Source organism: Chryseobacterium sp. II3a (assembly GCF_057815135.1).
In genome coordinates this window covers 77,203-93,670 of sequence record NZ_JBYPZJ010000010.1, presented here as the reverse complement: position 1 = coordinate 93,670, position 16,468 = coordinate 77,203, and the positions used below count along the sequence as shown (strand labels likewise).

The 16,468-nt window shown below is 33.4% G+C and carries 19 protein-coding genes and 1 tRNA gene; 12 read left to right on the top strand and 8 right to left on the bottom strand.

Features of this window, described 5'->3' with window-relative positions; genetic code table 11:
* Window positions 1-155: 155 nt before the first annotated feature.
* The 7 genes from AC3HD6_RS19865 to mce all read right to left on the bottom strand — a co-directional run bounded on the left by AC3HD6_RS19865 (window position 156) and on the right by mce (window position 5,097).
* Window positions 156-881: a hypothetical protein gene (locus AC3HD6_RS19865; RefSeq protein WP_488897906.1), complete on the bottom strand. Its 726-nt coding sequence runs from the start codon at window positions 879-881 to the stop codon at window positions 156-158.
* Window positions 882-983: 102 nt separating this feature from the next.
* On the bottom strand, window positions 984-2,213 hold the full coding sequence (locus AC3HD6_RS19860; protein WP_488897905.1) for a phage integrase SAM-like domain-containing protein: 1,230 nt from the start codon (window positions 2,211-2,213) through the stop codon (window positions 984-986).
* Between the two features lie 68 nt (window positions 2,214-2,281).
* Complete coding sequence (locus tag AC3HD6_RS19855) at window positions 2,282-3,343, bottom strand: DUF3987 domain-containing protein (protein ID WP_488897904.1); 1,062 nt, start codon at window positions 3,341-3,343, stop codon at window positions 2,282-2,284.
* Entirely contained in the window at window positions 3,327-3,575 is a 249-nt protein-coding gene (locus tag AC3HD6_RS19850; RefSeq protein WP_089796271.1) for a helix-turn-helix domain-containing protein, read from the bottom strand. The genes AC3HD6_RS19855 and AC3HD6_RS19850 overlap by 17 nt, the downstream gene beginning before the upstream one ends.
* Before the next feature lie 95 nt (window positions 3,576-3,670).
* Window positions 3,671-4,477: a hypothetical protein gene (locus AC3HD6_RS19845; protein WP_488897903.1), complete on the bottom strand. Its 807-nt coding sequence runs from the start codon at window positions 4,475-4,477 to the stop codon at window positions 3,671-3,673.
* Window positions 4,478-4,562: 85 nt separating this feature from the next.
* Window positions 4,563-4,636: transfer RNA gene (locus AC3HD6_RS19840), tRNA-Ile, on the bottom strand.
* Between the two features lie 62 nt (window positions 4,637-4,698).
* Window positions 4,699-5,097 (bottom strand): methylmalonyl-CoA epimerase, encoded by a 399-nt coding sequence (gene mce / locus AC3HD6_RS19835; RefSeq protein WP_047095995.1) that lies wholly within the window; start codon window positions 5,095-5,097, stop codon window positions 4,699-4,701.
* A gap of 93 nt (window positions 5,098-5,190) precedes the next feature.
* Between mce and rbfA the strand changes: the two genes are divergently transcribed.
* The 9 genes from rbfA (at window position 5,191) to AC3HD6_RS19790 (ending at window position 13,611) form a co-directional block, all read left to right on the top strand.
* Window positions 5,191-5,550: a 30S ribosome-binding factor RbfA gene (gene rbfA / locus AC3HD6_RS19830; RefSeq protein WP_068939931.1), complete on the top strand. Its 360-nt coding sequence runs from the start codon at window positions 5,191-5,193 to the stop codon at window positions 5,548-5,550.
* A gap of 3 nt (window positions 5,551-5,553) precedes the next feature.
* Complete coding sequence (locus AC3HD6_RS19825) at window positions 5,554-6,759, top strand: ABC transporter permease (RefSeq protein WP_488897902.1); 1,206 nt, start codon at window positions 5,554-5,556, stop codon at window positions 6,757-6,759.
* Between the two features lie 80 nt (window positions 6,760-6,839).
* The gene (locus AC3HD6_RS19820; protein ID WP_488897901.1) at window positions 6,840-8,660 is read left to right on the top strand and encodes an endonuclease; all 1,821 of its coding nucleotides are present in this window, start codon (window positions 6,840-6,842) and stop codon (window positions 8,658-8,660) included.
* Window positions 8,661-8,722: 62 nt separating this feature from the next.
* On the top strand, window positions 8,723-9,460 hold the full coding sequence (locus tag AC3HD6_RS19815; RefSeq protein WP_488897900.1) for a shikimate dehydrogenase family protein: 738 nt from the start codon (window positions 8,723-8,725) through the stop codon (window positions 9,458-9,460).
* 74 nt (window positions 9,461-9,534) lie between these two features.
* On the top strand, window positions 9,535-11,337 hold the full coding sequence (locus tag AC3HD6_RS19810; RefSeq protein ID WP_488897899.1) for a DUF349 domain-containing protein: 1,803 nt from the start codon (window positions 9,535-9,537) through the stop codon (window positions 11,335-11,337).
* A gap of 63 nt (window positions 11,338-11,400) precedes the next feature.
* Window positions 11,401-12,426, top strand: coding sequence for a bifunctional diaminohydroxyphosphoribosylaminopyrimidine deaminase/5-amino-6-(5-phosphoribosylamino)uracil reductase RibD (gene ribD, locus AC3HD6_RS19805; protein WP_488897898.1), 1,026 nt, complete (start codon window positions 11,401-11,403; stop codon window positions 12,424-12,426).
* A gap of 64 nt (window positions 12,427-12,490) precedes the next feature.
* Window positions 12,491-12,655, top strand: coding sequence for a bacteriocin-like protein (locus AC3HD6_RS19800; RefSeq protein ID WP_488897897.1), 165 nt, complete (start codon window positions 12,491-12,493; stop codon window positions 12,653-12,655).
* 43 nt (window positions 12,656-12,698) lie between these two features.
* Complete coding sequence (locus AC3HD6_RS19795) at window positions 12,699-12,884, top strand: bacteriocin-like protein (RefSeq protein WP_488897896.1); 186 nt, start codon at window positions 12,699-12,701, stop codon at window positions 12,882-12,884.
* Window positions 12,885-12,951: 67 nt separating this feature from the next.
* On the top strand, window positions 12,952-13,611 hold the full coding sequence (locus AC3HD6_RS19790) for an IMPACT family protein (protein WP_488897895.1): 660 nt from the start codon (window positions 12,952-12,954) through the stop codon (window positions 13,609-13,611).
* A 67-nt stretch (window positions 13,612-13,678) separates the two neighbouring features.
* On the opposite strand, the gene AC3HD6_RS19785 is transcribed toward AC3HD6_RS19790, so the two are convergent.
* Window positions 13,679-14,389: a zinc metallopeptidase gene (locus AC3HD6_RS19785; protein ID WP_488897894.1), complete on the bottom strand. Its 711-nt coding sequence runs from the start codon at window positions 14,387-14,389 to the stop codon at window positions 13,679-13,681.
* A 105-nt stretch (window positions 14,390-14,494) separates the two neighbouring features.
* On the opposite strand from AC3HD6_RS19785, the gene AC3HD6_RS19780 reads away from it, so the two are divergent.
* The 3 genes from AC3HD6_RS19780 (at window position 14,495) to AC3HD6_RS19770 (ending at window position 16,374) form a co-directional block, all read left to right on the top strand.
* Complete coding sequence (locus tag AC3HD6_RS19780) at window positions 14,495-15,628, top strand: GNAT family N-acetyltransferase (protein WP_488897893.1); 1,134 nt, start codon at window positions 14,495-14,497, stop codon at window positions 15,626-15,628.
* 75 nt (window positions 15,629-15,703) lie between these two features.
* Complete coding sequence (locus AC3HD6_RS19775) at window positions 15,704-15,880, top strand: hypothetical protein (RefSeq protein WP_488897892.1); 177 nt, start codon at window positions 15,704-15,706, stop codon at window positions 15,878-15,880.
* A gap of 122 nt (window positions 15,881-16,002) precedes the next feature.
* A complete protein-coding gene (locus AC3HD6_RS19770; protein WP_045492896.1) occupies window positions 16,003-16,374 on the top strand; it encodes an NADH-quinone oxidoreductase subunit A in 372 nt (123 codons plus the stop codon).
* Window positions 16,375-16,468: the final 94 nt, after the last annotated feature.

The following is a 16,468-nucleotide window of genomic DNA, read 5'->3' as shown; positions in this document are numbered from 1 at the left end:
GAATTTTCAAGAGTGTTGTTGAATTATTGTTTAAAAGGGCACGATGCAGAGGAGTAAACCCATTAGAGGAAATCCTCAAATAAAAGATATTGTATAATCTTTTTAATAATATCTTTTATTGGGGGAAATCCTCCATTGGGGAAAACTGGCTATTGTCATTTGTTACCTGCCTTTTTCTTTAGCCCAGGTTTAAGATATCTTTGAATGTCTCTGTGCAATGGAAAAATGCACTCTTCTTCTCCAAATATTTTAGGGAGTAGTTCAATAACTTTTTCAGGATGTAAAAAGAAGTAATTAACCTGCTGTGGTTTTCCTTCAAATGTTCTTGTTTTCTTCTCAACAGAAATAATTCCTAAGTCCTTAAATCTGCTGATTATTTTTTCTGCTCTGTCTTTTTTGATACCTAATTCATTAAATATTCTTTCTTTGGACCAGTAAAATGAGCTAAAGTCTGATTTTTTGTATTTAATAATAAGTGCTTCAAAAAATACTCTTTCATCACAAACAAAGAAACTGCTGTCATACTTGATAAAGGATAGAAATCTTGTTCCAAAGATTGTATCATAATCTATCATATAATTCTCAAATGCAGAATAATCATATACATTCATATTGACTACAATCTTGTCAAAAGGTGTTAATGATGGCGTATTATTTTCAACAACCATGTTACCATCTTTTGTAACTTTTACTAAAGTGTACTTTGGATTGTTGTTTTCTTGGAAATTTTCTTCAAAAGTAATGTCGTGATTGTAGAGTTCTATTTTTTCAGACCTCTCTTCAAAATCTTCACTATATTCTCCAGGTAACTTTTGACAAGGAAGATTACTTTCAATCCCATTTTCTTTATGAAAATCCTCTTCTAAAGGGAATTCATTCATAATATTAATGAGTTAAAAATTTGTAAAAATTGAAATTAAGAATTTTCTTAATTTTATTACATAAGGGTACTTCTATTTTTTCAGATTAAGTTTAATCTTAATCTATAAATCTAATAATGTTCTGTTAGCTTTATCCAGTTCTTCATCATCAAAATCTTTTAGATAGGTCATAGTTATTTGTACATTAGAATGCCCCATCAGTTCAGAAATCAAATCTGTACTTGTTCCTTTCTTTTTAAGGATGGTTGCAAAGCTGTGTCTAGCTACATAAGAGGTTACATGAGATTCAACACCTGCAATTTTAGCTATCTCTCCTAATTTTCTATTATAACGACTTAAAACTTTATGCTTTCTGTATTCAATCTGTTTTGGTGTCATATCATCACTTAACAGTATTGGGAATACATAAGAAGTATTATGGGTTTTATCTTTATAAAAATCAATAATTTCCTGCGCCTTATCAACAATTTCTATATTAAACCTGCCTTTGGTTTTGGCTCTGGTATAATATAATCTGTCATTAACTATATCTGATTTTTTAAGGTACATCATATCCACAAAGTTCATCCCTCTTGTGTAAAATGAAAACATAAAGTAATTGTATGCTTCCATAAGATGGGGAAACTGCGACAAATTAACATCTTTCAACTTTTTAAAATCTTCTACTGTCAATGCTCTTTTGTTGGGTTTTGCTTTGAGCTTGGAAACCTTGTAGTATTTAAAGGGATAAATATCCTGTGATATGATTTTTCTATTAATAGCTTTATTAAATATTGCTCTAATTTGCCTCATCTTGAAAGCCATTCCTCCATTTTCATTTCCTCTTGAACGCATATATACTTCATATTTTTCAAGTAACTCTGGGGTCAATTCTTTGAATTTAACTATTGTTTTGCCTGGATGGTTATCATTTATAAATTTTACCAGAGATTCTTTTGCTTCTTTATAAGCTCTTGCATTTCCTAATCTGTCTGACTGTTCCATTTCTTTAATAATTTCTTCTGTAAAGTCAAAAAAATTATCATTGGTTTCTGGTATTCCCCTAAATTTTCTTTCAAAAGATTCTAGGGTGAAATCTTCATCGTTAAGCTGAAAATTTCTGATTATACTTAACGCTTCATGTTTTTGTTTTATAATAAAGACATTTTCAATTTTAAAGTTAGGATGAGGCTTTATAAACTGTTCACTAACAAAGTGTTCTTTAAAACCTTTTAAACCAATTGAGATTTCTTTTTTTCTTCTATTTTTTGTTATACGCAAGTAAACCAGATACTGACCATCAGACAAAGGTTTACTACCCATAACAACTTTTATTGTTGCATGGTTACTCATTTTCTAAATTTAATTGGGTAATAAAAGCCTGCCTGAAATAGACAGGCTTAAGACGTTAGATTATTTTTTTAATCTAAATTTTTGAAATTATACAAAGAATGTTCAAAATAAATTTCTATTAATTTTAAGCAGTTATGAAAATCAGCATCTGTACAAACTAATTTACTGGGATCTATTCTTTCTTCTACAAATCTTAAAGCAGAAATTATCATACATAATTTAAAGAACATGAATGCTAATCTATTATTATGAGAAGTAAAATCTAAATATTCTTTATTCAGTATATAAGCTTGCTTATCCTGAAAATACTGATGAAAAATTCTTTTTTGATATTCTGTCAATTCAAATTCTATTTTATCTCCAAATCTCAAAAAAGAATATTTTTCTTCCAACATTTCTGAATAATGTTCAAATACTTCTTTCTTATTTTTGTCTCTATTAGCAAAAACATCTTTAAATTTAGTAACCTCATCAAAAGAATAAGTAAGAAATATTGACGCTAAACCATTTCCTCTAGAATTCATTATAAATTTATACTGCTCTTGGGTACTACTTAATACTAGTGAAAGTTTAGGTTTTTCAATGCTTTTATAAAAATCTTCCTCCTTCAAAGATATTGGTTCATGCTGAAAGCTTTTCTTAAGTATATGAGAGAAATTATCCATCATAACTTTAATCACATCTGCTTCTGACTCTATAATCAATAATCCTCCATCAGTTTTACTCATAAACCTGTAAAAATCTTTGTTATTAATATTTACAGGCAAAATCTTTAAATCAAAACATGGTGTGACCATTTTATTATCACGCTTCATTTCAAATTCATAATTTGAGGTAGATACAGAGATGATAGCTTCATTAGTAAAATCTACTAAACTTCTAGCTTTCATTATAACTCCTTTACCTGATGCAATAGGTGCAGTTATAAATGTGTTTAGATTAGGATAAACGATATCAGAGTTATAATATCCATAGATATTAGGTAATAAACTGCTTAATATTCCTAAAGATGATGTAAGAAGCATATCCTTCTCCCTACCTGAAAAATCTCCAGTAACATCTCTGAGGATACGTGGTAAATTCTTATAAACTTTGTTAGGAATTAATGGTGTTTTAGTTTGTCTTTCCATTAGATTTAAAATTTTTAGTTAATAAATGCTTTTCTAAACTTTCAACAGATTTCATCTCATTCTGCATCATCCAGTTCTCCAAATCTTCTTTTCTAAAGTAGATTTTACCATTATTAGGTTTGAAGAAGTTGATTCTGCCTTCTGATGTCAATTTATACAAGAACGACTTGCTGACATCCATAAATTCAATAGATTCTTTGAAACTCAAAATGTTTTTTTCAGTTTTATTCATTGTTTTACATTTTGTGGTGACAAAGGTAGTAGCACGAAAAAATCCACTTCTCAAATTGTAAGAAGTGGATAATATTAAAGTAATATTACTTGCTATTACTGTAGTTTATTATGTAGCTTGGTAAAGAAATCCAACAAATCTGGAGATAAGGTTATTCCTGATTTTTTATTGCTGGTTTTGTATCTTTGATAATTATTAACTTTTAGAATGTTATTGCCTGATGTATAAAAAAGTCCTGATAGTTCAATATTTTTTATTCTCCCTTTTTCTAATATTAGCAATAAATTTCTGATATACTCTACCATTTCTGCTGTTGAACATTTAAAAATTATATTTTTATTACTATCACCTGACAGCACATTAAAGAAGTCATTTACATCCAAATTTTCATATTCAATATAATCATCAACACTTAAATTATACAGATTAGTAATATCAGATTTTCTAAGTCCTCCTTTTAATCTTAGGTATGGATTAACTTTTTGATTAACAACAAAGGAAGCAATAGAAATTTCAAAATTGTACTTGGTCTGGAAAAAATTAATCAGTTTGTCTATATATTTTTTAGTGAAACCATAAGTGTCTAATCTTAATATATTGCTCAAGGATTTTTCAACATAGCCTTTAAAGCCTTTGATTTCTTCTTTAATATAAGCTTCCTCCATTAGAAGTTTAGCTTTCTCAAACAGTTCTCCAATATTTTTTTCAAAGTTAGACAGCCAAGATGAACAACTATCATTTGAGAAATGTAAAATAATATCATCCCCTTTTTCTTCAATATGAGTATAATTAATTCCATATTTGTAAAAGGATTCTGTAAAGTTAATTTGGGATTTTGTAATACCTTCAGAAGTAAGGCAATCTTCAATTTCTTTGAAGAATAATAATTTATTATCAGCCATAGTCAAAAATACAAATGTTTCTCCTATGTTTCACCTGACAAAATAAAAAAGCACCTACATTTCTGTAAGTGCTTGATTTTAATTGTGGTCCCACCTGGGCTCGAACCAGGGACCACCTGATTATGAGTCAGGTGCTCTAACCAACTGAGCTATAGGACCTCAAAACTTGGTTAAATTTTGTGTTTGCAAAAATAGTAAAATTTCTTTCACTACAAAATTTTTTATTGCTTTTCTTGGCAAAGTTCTACCAACACACCGTTTGTTGACTTTGGATGAAGGAATACAACTAATTTGTTATCAGCACCTTCTTTCGGTTCTTCGGAGATAAATTGAAATCCTTCTTTTTTTAATCTTTTTACTTCCTCCAGGATATTTTCAACCCCAAAAGCAAGATGATGGATGCCTTCGCCCTTCTTTTCGATAAATTTTGAGATTGGACTTTCAGGATTGCTGGCTTCCAAAAGCTCTATTTTACTTTCTCCGGTTTCATAAAAAGAAGTTACCACTCCCTCCCTTTCCACAGTTTCTTGTTTATAGGATTCTTTTCCTAATAATTTAGCAAAAAGTTCATCAGAAACCCCTAAAGACTTTACAGCGATACCTATATGTTCTAGTTTCATAAATACTAATAAATATAATTAATTTGTAAATTTGATACTACAGCTGAATTTCAAAGTATCAATTCAAACAAAAGTAGTAAATTTGCAGAAATTATGGAAAGTAACAGACAAAGAAAAGTAGCACAGATCATTCAGGAAGACTTCGCAGAACTTTTCCGCAAACAGGCTGCTGACAGCAAACAAAGTATATTGGTATCCGTTTCAGATGTAAAAGTAACGGCAGATTTAGGGATTGCTAAAATTTATTTAAGTATTTTCCCTCAGGAACACCGTACAGCGGTCATGAAGGAAATTGAAGAAAACAAACCTCAATACAGAAATTTTATCGGCCAGAAAATGGCAAAACAGGTCCGCATCATTCCGCAGCTTAACTTTTACTTAGATACTGCGCTTGATGACGTAGAAAGACTGGATAGAGAATTAAGAGGCGAAGGTGACAATCCTGTTTTATAGATCTTGAAGAATATTGCATTTTACATAGCATCCAGATACCTTTTGGCAAAAAAAGGCAGTACCGCTGTTACATTTATTACGTGGCTGGCAGTAGGTGCTATGACGGTTGCTGTGGCTGCAATGTTCGTTATTATTTCAGTTTTTTCAGGACTTGAAGACCTGAATAAAGACTTAATCTCCAACCTTCATGCTGACCTGACCTTAAAAAGCGCATCAGGTAAAACCATTAAAAATCTGGATCAGGTTAACAAGGTTTTAAGCAATAATAAAGATATAAGCAGCTATTCCCGCATTATTGAAGAAAAGGTATACATCAGTTTTAACGGAAAAGGCGATATTGCCTTTTTACGCGGTGTTGATTCTGCATATATCAAAGTAAATCCTATCAATAAAGAGATATTCTACGGAACGTATCCAAGTTTCAAATACTCTAATGAAGTATTGATGGAAAACAGTCTTGACAACAGACTATCTATTCCGGTAGATTCTTCCAATCATTACGCGACCATCTTCATGCCGAAACCAGGAACTGGGATCATTAGCAAAGAGGAAGACATTTACAACAAAAGAGATATTCTGGTAACCGGTGTTTTCCCAGGAAAAGATCAGCTTGACAACTATATTGTCTCTCCTATTGAACTTGCCGAAGAATTATTAAGTCTTCCCAAAAATTCAGCGTATCAGATTGTTATTAAATTAAAAAATCCGGAAAATGCTGATGCTGTAAAACAAAACCTACTCTCTTCTCTTGGTAAAAACATTGAAATAAAAACAAAAGAAGAGGAAAATGCCGCTTTCTGGAAAATGATTAATACAGAAAAGCTGTTTATCTACCTGATCTTTGCATTGGTTATTTTCATCACCACCTTTAATCTTGCCGGAGCGATCATTATCTTACAGCTTGATAAAAAAGAACAGGCAAAATCTCTTATTTCCTTAGGCTTTCCTTTAAGCCATCTAAGGAGGACTTATTTTTATACAGGAATTCTTATTGTAGTTTCCGGAGTAATCACCGGATTAATTTTTGGAACCGCCTTATGCTATTTCCAGCTTTACACAGAATTCTTCAGAGCCAATGAAGTATTACCCTTCCCTGTCAAAATAGTAGGTAAAAATTATCTTATTGTTGCTCTTACTGCTTCTATCTTTGGGATTGCCATTTCTTGGTTCTTCTCAAAGATCAGTAAAGACTATATTACTAAAAATTAACATACTAAGTTTATAGATTTAACACCAAAACCCTTTTCCGGTTTCATTTTTTTGTACCTTTACGCCCCAATTTTAAAAAAATGAAACGAATTTTATCTTTTTTTCTACTAAGCTTTGCATTCATCAATGCATTTGCTCAAGCACCTGCTGGTTATTATGATGCAGCAGCGGGTTTAACAGGAGCGCCTCTTAAAACAGCTCTTAAAGGAATCATTACTTTCGGTCACCTGGATAAGGGATATGGAGGTTTATGGACAGCCTATTATACAACAGATCGTGATACAAACACTAATTTTGAAAATGATGGAACGATATTAGATATCTACTCTGAAAAGCCTAATGGACCAGATCCATATAACTTCACTGTAGGCAGTGGTCAATGCGGAACCTATTCTAATGAGGGTGATTGCTATAACAGAGAGCACATTGTTCCTCAAAGTTTGTTTAATAAAGCTTCCCCAATGGTTGCTGATATTCACTTTATCCGCCCTACAGATGGCAAGGTAAATGGGATGAGATCTAATTATCCTTTCGGTAAAGTAGGTAATGCTACTTATACATCCGATAATGGTTCTAAATTAGGTAACTCAGTATCTGCAGGATATGGAGGAACAGTATTTGAGCCTATCGATGCATTCAAAGGAGATGTTGCCAGAATGATCTTTTATTTTGTAACAAGATATGAAGATAAACTTTCTACATTCAGTACTGGTAATTTGCTTGGCGGATCTGCTTTTCCGGGACTACAACAATGGGAACTTCAACAGCTTTTAGCATGGAATGCTATGGACCCTGTATCTCCGGAAGAAATAAATAGAAATAATGCTGCCTTTACATTCCAGGGAAACAGAAACCCATTCATTGATAATCCTGCTTATGCAGACTTAATTTGGGGAACTGCGGCAGTTGACAACCAAGCTCCTACAACACCTACCAATTTAACGACAAACAATCCAACTTCAAATTCTATTTCATTAAGCTGGACTGCATCAACAGATAATGTTGGAGTAACAGGTTATGATATTTATGTAAATAATACATTTAAATCTACTGTATCTGGAACATCAACTACAGCTACAGTATCCGGATTATTACCTCTTACACAGTATTCATTCTATGTTATTGCTAAAGATGCTGCCGGAAACTCTTCACAACAAAGTACGATTGCTTCAGCAACTACTCTTGGCGGACCTATAGGTGGCGGAAGCTGTGGAACTGAAGACTTCTCAACAATGCAGAATGGCTCATTCCAAGCCTCTTCATATGCAACCAGAACATGGACAAATAATAGTATAGACTGGACTGCAACTGATGCCAGAACAGACCAGACTATTAATGGTAAGGCGGTTACATTAAGGGTAGGAAACTTATCCAGTTCATCTATCTCGGGAGGAATTCAAAGCCTAACTCTAACAACCTCGTTAAAATTCGGAACTGGCCCAGGAGTGTTAAACGTAACCGTAAATAATGTTCTTGTAGGAACAATTCCTTACAGTGCAATAGCGGGTAATACAACAACCACAACCATTAACAATATCAATGTAAGCGGAAATGTTGTAATCAAAATTACGAACCCTATTACAAGCCAAAATGGACCAAGAATTGCTTTGGATGACCTAAGCTGGACATGTTACAACGGAACATTAGCAACTTCTGAAACTAAGAAAGATAAATCAGAATTCACCATCTACCCTAATCCGGTAAGAAACAATGAACTGTTTGTAAAAGGTGAAAACCTGAGCAAAATTTCAAAAGCTGAAATCTATGATTTTTCAGGAAAAGTAATTGAAACCATTGCCAATCCTTTCAAAAACTCAAATAAAATCAACCTTAAAGGTTTAGTAAAAGGAACATACATCTTAAGAACAGATAATTTCTCTACCAAATTTATCGTAGAATAATTATTAAAAAATATTTCAAACTAAAGGCCGGATTTATCCGGTCTTTTTTTTAATTTTGATGTATGGATTCCAATAAAAAATTAGGATTAATAGGACGAAATATTTCCTACTCTTTTTCTAAAAAATTCTTCGAAAATAAGTTCCAAAAGCTTATGCTTAAAGGTTTTTCCTATGATATTTTTGATTTGAGTGAAATCAATGAAGTAGAAAACCTTTTCTCCTCCCCCGAATTACTAGGCTTTAATGTTACCATCCCTTATAAAGAACAAATCATCAGCTATCTTGATGAATTAAGTGATGAAGCTGCAAAAATAGGGGCTGTAAACTGTGTTTTAATCCAAAATGGTAAAAAAACCGGATATAATACGGATGCTTTTGGTTTTGAAAAGACCCTTCTCCTTCACAAAAAACCATCCCAGAATAAAGCGTTAATCCTGGGAAATGGAGGCGCAGCAAAAGCGGTGAAATATGTTTTAGACAAACTTAATATTCCATCCCAAACCATTTCAAGAAGTACAGAAATCAATTTTGAAAATCTGGATAAAGAAACTGTTCAGGAGCACCAAATTATTATTCAATGTACACCGGTAGGCACATTTCCGAATATTGAAGACTGTCTGGCCTTTCCTTTTGATGCACTTTCCCCAGAACATTTAATTATTGATTTAATTTACAATCCCAACTACACCCAATTTATCCTTAATGCTTCTGAAAAAGGAGCAAAAACAGTAAACGGTTACTATATGCTTGAACAGCAAGCAGAAAAAGCTTGGGAAATTTGGAATTTTCAAAAAAAATAACATAAATTAGTACTTTAATTGGCCTTACAGCTATATTTAAAGGATATTAACGCCACTCACATAAAAGATTTGCTATGACTACAGAAAACAATCTTTCTGAAAACGAAGAAAAGAAAAATCCTAATGAAGTATCTCAGGAGACATCAGAAAACACAGTTTCTCATGATGCACCCCCTCATGAAGATGATGCTGAACACCTGGAAGAACATGAAGATGTTGAGATTTCTCTGGCTGATGCCCTGAAGGAAATGGAAAAACTCATCAATGCACCTGATGCCGGTGAGAATTCTAAAAAATTCAATCAGCTAAAAGAAAAAGCAAGTCATCACATCCATGATGAAGTGGAAGATAAAAAGCACGAGTTTGTAGAAGCAGGGAATGCTGCTGAAACATTCAGTTATGAACACCCTTCACAGGCGAAATTCTCTGCTTTGGTCAATATTTTCAAAGAAAAACACGACCAATTCCAAAAAGGCCAGGAAGAGGAACAGAAGAAAAACCTGGAACACCGTCAAAGTATTATTGAAAGGTTAAAAAATCTATATACCAATTCCGAACCGGGAACCAATCTTTTCAAATCTATCCGTGAAATTAAAGAAGAATGGTCAAAAGCCGGACAGGTTGCCAAATCTGAATTCAAAATCCTTAACAATAATTATTTCCATCATCTGAACCAGTTTTATCAAATGCTGGATCTGAATAAGGAATTTTTGGAGCAGGAATACAGCCACAATCTTGAGAAAAGACAGCACATTATTGCCCGTGCCCAGGAACTCGAAAACGAACCTGTTATTCAAAAGGCATTAAATGAGCTTCAGTATCTTCATAAACTTTGGAAAGAAGAAGCCGAACCTGTAGCTGAAGAGTTCCGTGAAAAAACATGGGAAGAATTCAAAGAAATTTCCAATAAAATTCACGAAAGAAAATCTGAACTTTCTGCATCCATCGAAAAAGAGCAGGCTGCCAATCTTGAAAAGAAAACTCAGATTATCGCTGAAATCAAAAAACTTTCAGAACCTTCTGAAACGCCTAATCACAACTATTGGCAGAATTCTATCAAAAGAGTTGAAGATTTACGTTCTGATTTCCTAAAAACCGGAAGCGTTCCTAGAAAACTTTCCAATCAAAACTGGAATGATTTCAAAACAACCCTTCGAGGATTTAATACTACTAAAAACAATTATTATAAATCTTTAAAAGGTTCTCAACAGGCTAATCTGGAAGAAAAATTAAAATTGATCCAGACGGCTCAGGATAATCAGAATAACGAAGAATGGGATATTGCTGTTCCATTGTTCAAAAAACTTCAGGAAGACTGGAAAAAAATTGGACACGTTCCAAAGAGCATGACCAATAAGATCTGGGATGAATTCCGCGACGCTTGTAACGCCTTCTTTAACAATTACAGAGAAAAGAGCAATACTTCTACTGATAACTGGAAAGAAAATTACAAAAACAAGAAAGCCCTTCTTGACGAATTGAAAACCGTTTCCAATGACGAAGGCAGCATCGAAAAAATTGAAGCAATCAAAACAGCCTGGAATAATATTGGAAAAGTTCCAAGAGATAAAATTGCCATCAACTCTGAATTCAATAAGACTTTAAGAGAGAAATTGAAGATCAATAAGATCAATGAACTTGAATTGAAAGAGGAAGGATTATCAGAAAACCAGCTTACCGACAAAGCAAGAAAGATCAAAAATCAGATCTCTGATCTTGAAGCTGAAATCGTTAAACTTGAAAACAACCTTTCATTCTTCAATAAACCATCAAGGGAAAATCCTCTGTTAAGGGATACATACAACACTATTGATGAAAAGAAAGCTCATCTGGAAACTTTAAAGCAAAATCTCCACAGTATTATTGCAGGAGAATAAATCTTAACACAATAAATAAGGGCGGAGCAAAGCAATTTGTCTTCGCTTTTTCTTTTTATAAATATGAATAACGACGAATTATATATTAAAAGATGTATTGAGCTGGCTCAAAAAGCCCTGGGCAGTACTTATCCAAATCCTCTTGTCGGAAGTGTGATTGTTCACAATAATGAAATCATTGGTGAAGGTTATCATCATAAGGCAGGAGAAAATCATGCTGAAATCAACGCCATCAATTCTGTTAAAGACAAAAGCCTGATTCCGGAATCAACGATTTACGTTTCTCTGGAACCCTGTGCTCATTACGGAAAAACTCCCCCATGCGCTTTAAAAATTAAAGAACTGGGTTTTAAAAAAGTAGTTATTGGTGCGATGGACTCTCATGACAAGGTCAATGGAAAGGGGAAAAAGATCATTCAGGATGCGGGAATAGAAGCTGTTTCAGGAATTCTAGAAAAAGAATGTATTGAGCTGAACAAAAGATTTTTCACTTACCATGAAAAGAAAAGACCTTACATCATCCTGAAATGGGCAGAATCGGGTGATGTTTTTTTAGATAAGGATTTCAAACCAACTGCGGTTTCAAACACTTTGGTCAATCAATTTGTTCACCAGTTAAGAGCTGATGAACATGCCATCTTAGTAGGAACACAAACTGCTTTGAATGATAACCCAAGCCTTAGTGTAAGAAATGTAGAAGGAAATAATCCTGTCAGAATTTTAATTGATTTTGACCTAAAGGTTCCGAATAACTTTAAGATTTTCAATAACGAAGCCAGAACATTGGTTTTTAATTCTATAAAAGAAGAGACGGATGGACAGGTACAATTTATAAAAATCAAAAAAGAAAACTTCCTTCCTGATCTGATGGAGGCTTTATACAAAGAACAGATTCAGTCAGTTATTATTGAAGGGGGTTGTTTCACTTTACAGCAGTTTATTGATGCAGATCTCTGGGATGAAGCTATTGTTATTAAAAATGAAAATCTGAAACTGGAAAATGGTACAAAAGCGCCAGAATTCAACCTTATTCCTTACAAAACAGAAAACTACAGAGATAATATCATTTCTTTTTTCAAATCAAAATAAAGCCAATTTATCACTCTTGAATGAAATAAATTCTTACCTTAGTACTATCCAAAAAAATAATACCATGAAAAATGTAAAGAAAATTTCAAGACAGAACTTAAAAAAAATAAAAGGAGGTATTGCCCCTGAATGCTGTTCATTTTACCCGCCTTCATTACAACATTGCTGTGCAACACCATCAAGCATGAGCTGCCCGCCGCCTTGGCCAGATGGATCTTTTCCATGCTAATATTATTATATCGTACAAATTAATCAAACTAAAAATATTACCCATGAAAAATTTAAAAAAATTATCCCGAGCCGGGTTAAGAACAATCGAAGGAGGTGCTGTTTTTGTAACATGTACATTACCTAACGGGCAGCCTACAAGATGCAGAGATAAGTGTCCAGAAGATTTCTGTGGCCCAACAAGCTATATGTGCCTGATTCCAATGGACCTTTGCGGTGATGGAATTTAAAGAGTTAATTTTTACATTCAAAATAGATATAAGCCGTCAAAATTTGACGGCTTAATTTATGATGATAATGCAGAATCCTAAATCATTTAATATTTTTGCATCATTAAAGCCGGAATACAGAATGACGTTCGAGTACAAAACCATAGAAAAACCCATAGAAAATACTTTATTAAAAGAAAAAGGAAGCAAGTTTATCGGATTTGCCTTCCCGGTTACCAATGAAAAGGAATTAAAAGCCGCATTGGAAAAGATTAGGGAAGAACATCCAAAAGCGACACACCATTGCTATGCATTCAGAATGGGTTTGAACGGCGAAAATTACAGAGCTAATGATGATGGCGAACCTTCAGGAAGTGCCGGACTTCCTATTTACAACCAACTATTAGCCAATGAAATAACCAATGTACTTGTTATTTCAGTTCGTTATTATGGCGGAACAAAACTAGGGGTTTCAGGTTTAGTAAAAGCTTATAAAGAATCTGCCAAGATCACTTTAGAAGAAGCCCATATTGTTACCAGAGAATTGGAAACAGAAATTGAAATTCAGTTCAACTTTAATCAGCAAAACATTATTTTCACTTTACTCTCAAAATATGATGCTAAGGTTTTAAATTTCGATGCCAACGAAAATTGTATTCTAACTGCTTCATTAAAACTGGCTCAAAAAGAAAGTATTTCCGAAAAACTATCAGAGATGCAGCATGTTTCATTTGAATTCAATGATTAACATGTATTCATAAAAAAACATCTCAGAAAATATCTGAGATGCTGTATATTTCATTTGAATTTCAAGATTAATCTCTTCTTCCACCAAGAAGCAAAGATCCCCAGTAAAGAAGTTGGGCTAAAGATCCTAAAGCTGCCACAACATATGTTCTTGCAGCCCACTTTAAGCTATCCTGAACTCCTACAAATTCTTCAGTAGTTACAGTACCTGTATCTTTAAGCCATTTCATTGCCCTGTTACTAGCGTCATACTCTACTGGTAAAGTTACAAAAGCAAACAATGTTGTCACTGCAAACATCGCTACTCCAATGGCAAGGATGGCAGTATTTCCATTAGGATTATCCACAGTTCTGGTGGCTGCCATTATCGCAATCCCTGCAATAAGAACAAACTGCATCAAATTAGAGCTTATATTAACAACAGGAACCAATTTTGAACGTAAGTTCAACATGGAATAACCTACTGCATGTTGTACGGCATGTCCACATTCATGAGCTGCAACAGCTGCTGCCGCTGCATTTCTCTGCATGTACACCCCTTCAGAAAGATTTACTGTTTTATCTGCCGGATTATAGTGGTCCGTTAGCTGTCCGGGAACTGATATTACCTGAACATCATTAATCCCGTTATCTCTCAACATTTTTTCCGCTACTTCTTTCCCCGAAAGGCCGTTTCGAAGATGCACATTGGAATAATATTCAAATTTTGACTTCAACCTGGATGAAACCCACCAGCTCACCAGCATTGAAATACCAATAATGATATAATAACCCGTCATTTTATTTAGATTTTGTGTTCAATTTTTAAGCATAATGATATAAAAACTGTGCCAAAGTATACGATTTTATTATTTATATTTGTCCTCAAATTACTCTCAAAAAACATGTCAACAGTTTCAATTATTGAAGTAAAAACTCCCGGCCAACTCAAGCAATTCGTAAGATTTCCTATGGATCTGTACAAAAATAACCCGTACTATGTTCCATCCTTTATCAATGACGAAATCAACGTCTGGAATGCTGATGAAAATCCCGCTCTTCAATATTCTGAAGCGAAACAGTATTTAGCATACAAGAATGACAAAATTGTAGGAAGAATTGCAGTTCTTATCAACCATAAGGAGGAAAAAGAATTAGGGATCCGTAAAGTACGTTTTGGATGGATAGATTTCATTGATGATGATGAAATCTCACAGGCATTAATTCAGAAAGCGGTTGATTACGCAAAAGAAAAAAATATTGATAAGGTTGAAGGGCCAATGGGATTCACCAATCTTGATAAAGCCGGAATGCTGATTAAAGGTTTTGATCAACTGGCTACCATGATTGGTATCTACAACCATGATTATTATCCAAAACATCTTGAAAAACTGGGATTGGTAAAAGAAAAAGAATGGGTGGAATTTGAAATTATTTTTCCAGAGGTTTTACCGGAAAAGATCCACAAGTTCAACGAACTTATTTCTCAGAAATACAAACTGAAAGTTTTAAAATTTAATAATAAGGAAGAAATTATCCAATATGTGGATCCTATGTTTGATCTTCTAGATGAAACTTACAAGCATCTTTCCACTTACACTCCTATTTCTGACGAACAGCGTAAAACATATAAAGAAAAATACTTTAAACTTATTGACAAAGACTTCATTGTTTGCATCGTGGATGAAAACAATCATCTTATTTCTTTTGCGATTACGATGCCTTCTTATTCCAAAGCATTGCAAAAATCCGGAGGAAAACTACTCCCGTTTGGTTGGTGGCATTTTTTAAAGGCAGGTAGAAAAAACGACAGAGCCAATTTCTATTTGATCGGTATTCATCCTGACTATCAAAGAAGAGGAGTTACCTCTATCATTTTCAAAGAAATTTGGAAAATATTCAGAAAAAAGGGAGTTAAATATCTGGAAACGAATCCTGAGCTAGAAGAAAATAAAAGTATTCAACTTTTATGGCAGGATTACAACCCTGTGAATCATAAGAGAAGAAGAACATACTCACTTGAGATAAATGATAAATGATAAATGATAATAATGACCGAGTACAATCTCACTCATTCACTCTAAAACTCTCCCACCCTCAAACACCCTTACCTCATGAAGCCACAACTTATCATTTTCGCTGTTTTAATCGCAGGATTTATCGTTTACAACTTCTTTCTGCAATCAGAAGACAACAGAACAAATACAGTGATCAACATTGTTTTTGCGAGTCTTCTTTTTGGATATATTGCGTTTATGGCTTACTCTCTACTCAAAAAAATGAAGAAATAACTCGTTATTTTTATTGATTCTAAATTGTAGGTTTTCTCTATTTTCATCCGACTTTTAAGCTGATAAATTTCATGCTTTCTTGTTTATTCGTTAAATTTGCAAATTGAGATAATAATGCAAAAATGAATTTACCTGAAAGTTATATTCCAATCCTTATCCAGGCAGGTGTAGCAGTAGGATTTGTCGCTGTTTCATTACTTGGAGCACATTTCTTAGGTCCAAAACAGAAAAAAGGAGATTCTGTAAAAAACCAGAGTTGGGAATGTGGGGTTCCTAGTGAGGGAAATGCAAGAACACCATTTTCTATCAAATACTTCCTGACTGCGGTATTGTTCGTACTATTCGATATTGAAATCGTTTTCTTTTATCCTTATGCGGTAAACTTCAGAGAATTCGGTATGGAAGGATTCTTGGCTGTACTTACGTTCGTTGCGATCTTCTTCGTAGCGTTTTTCTATGTTTGGAAACGTGGTGCACTCGATTGGGATAAATAAATTTTAACATTAAAAGATTGAATTTATTTAAGTAATTTAAAGATTGTGAAGGTCTTATTTTTTTAATCTTTAAATATTTTAATCTTTAAATATT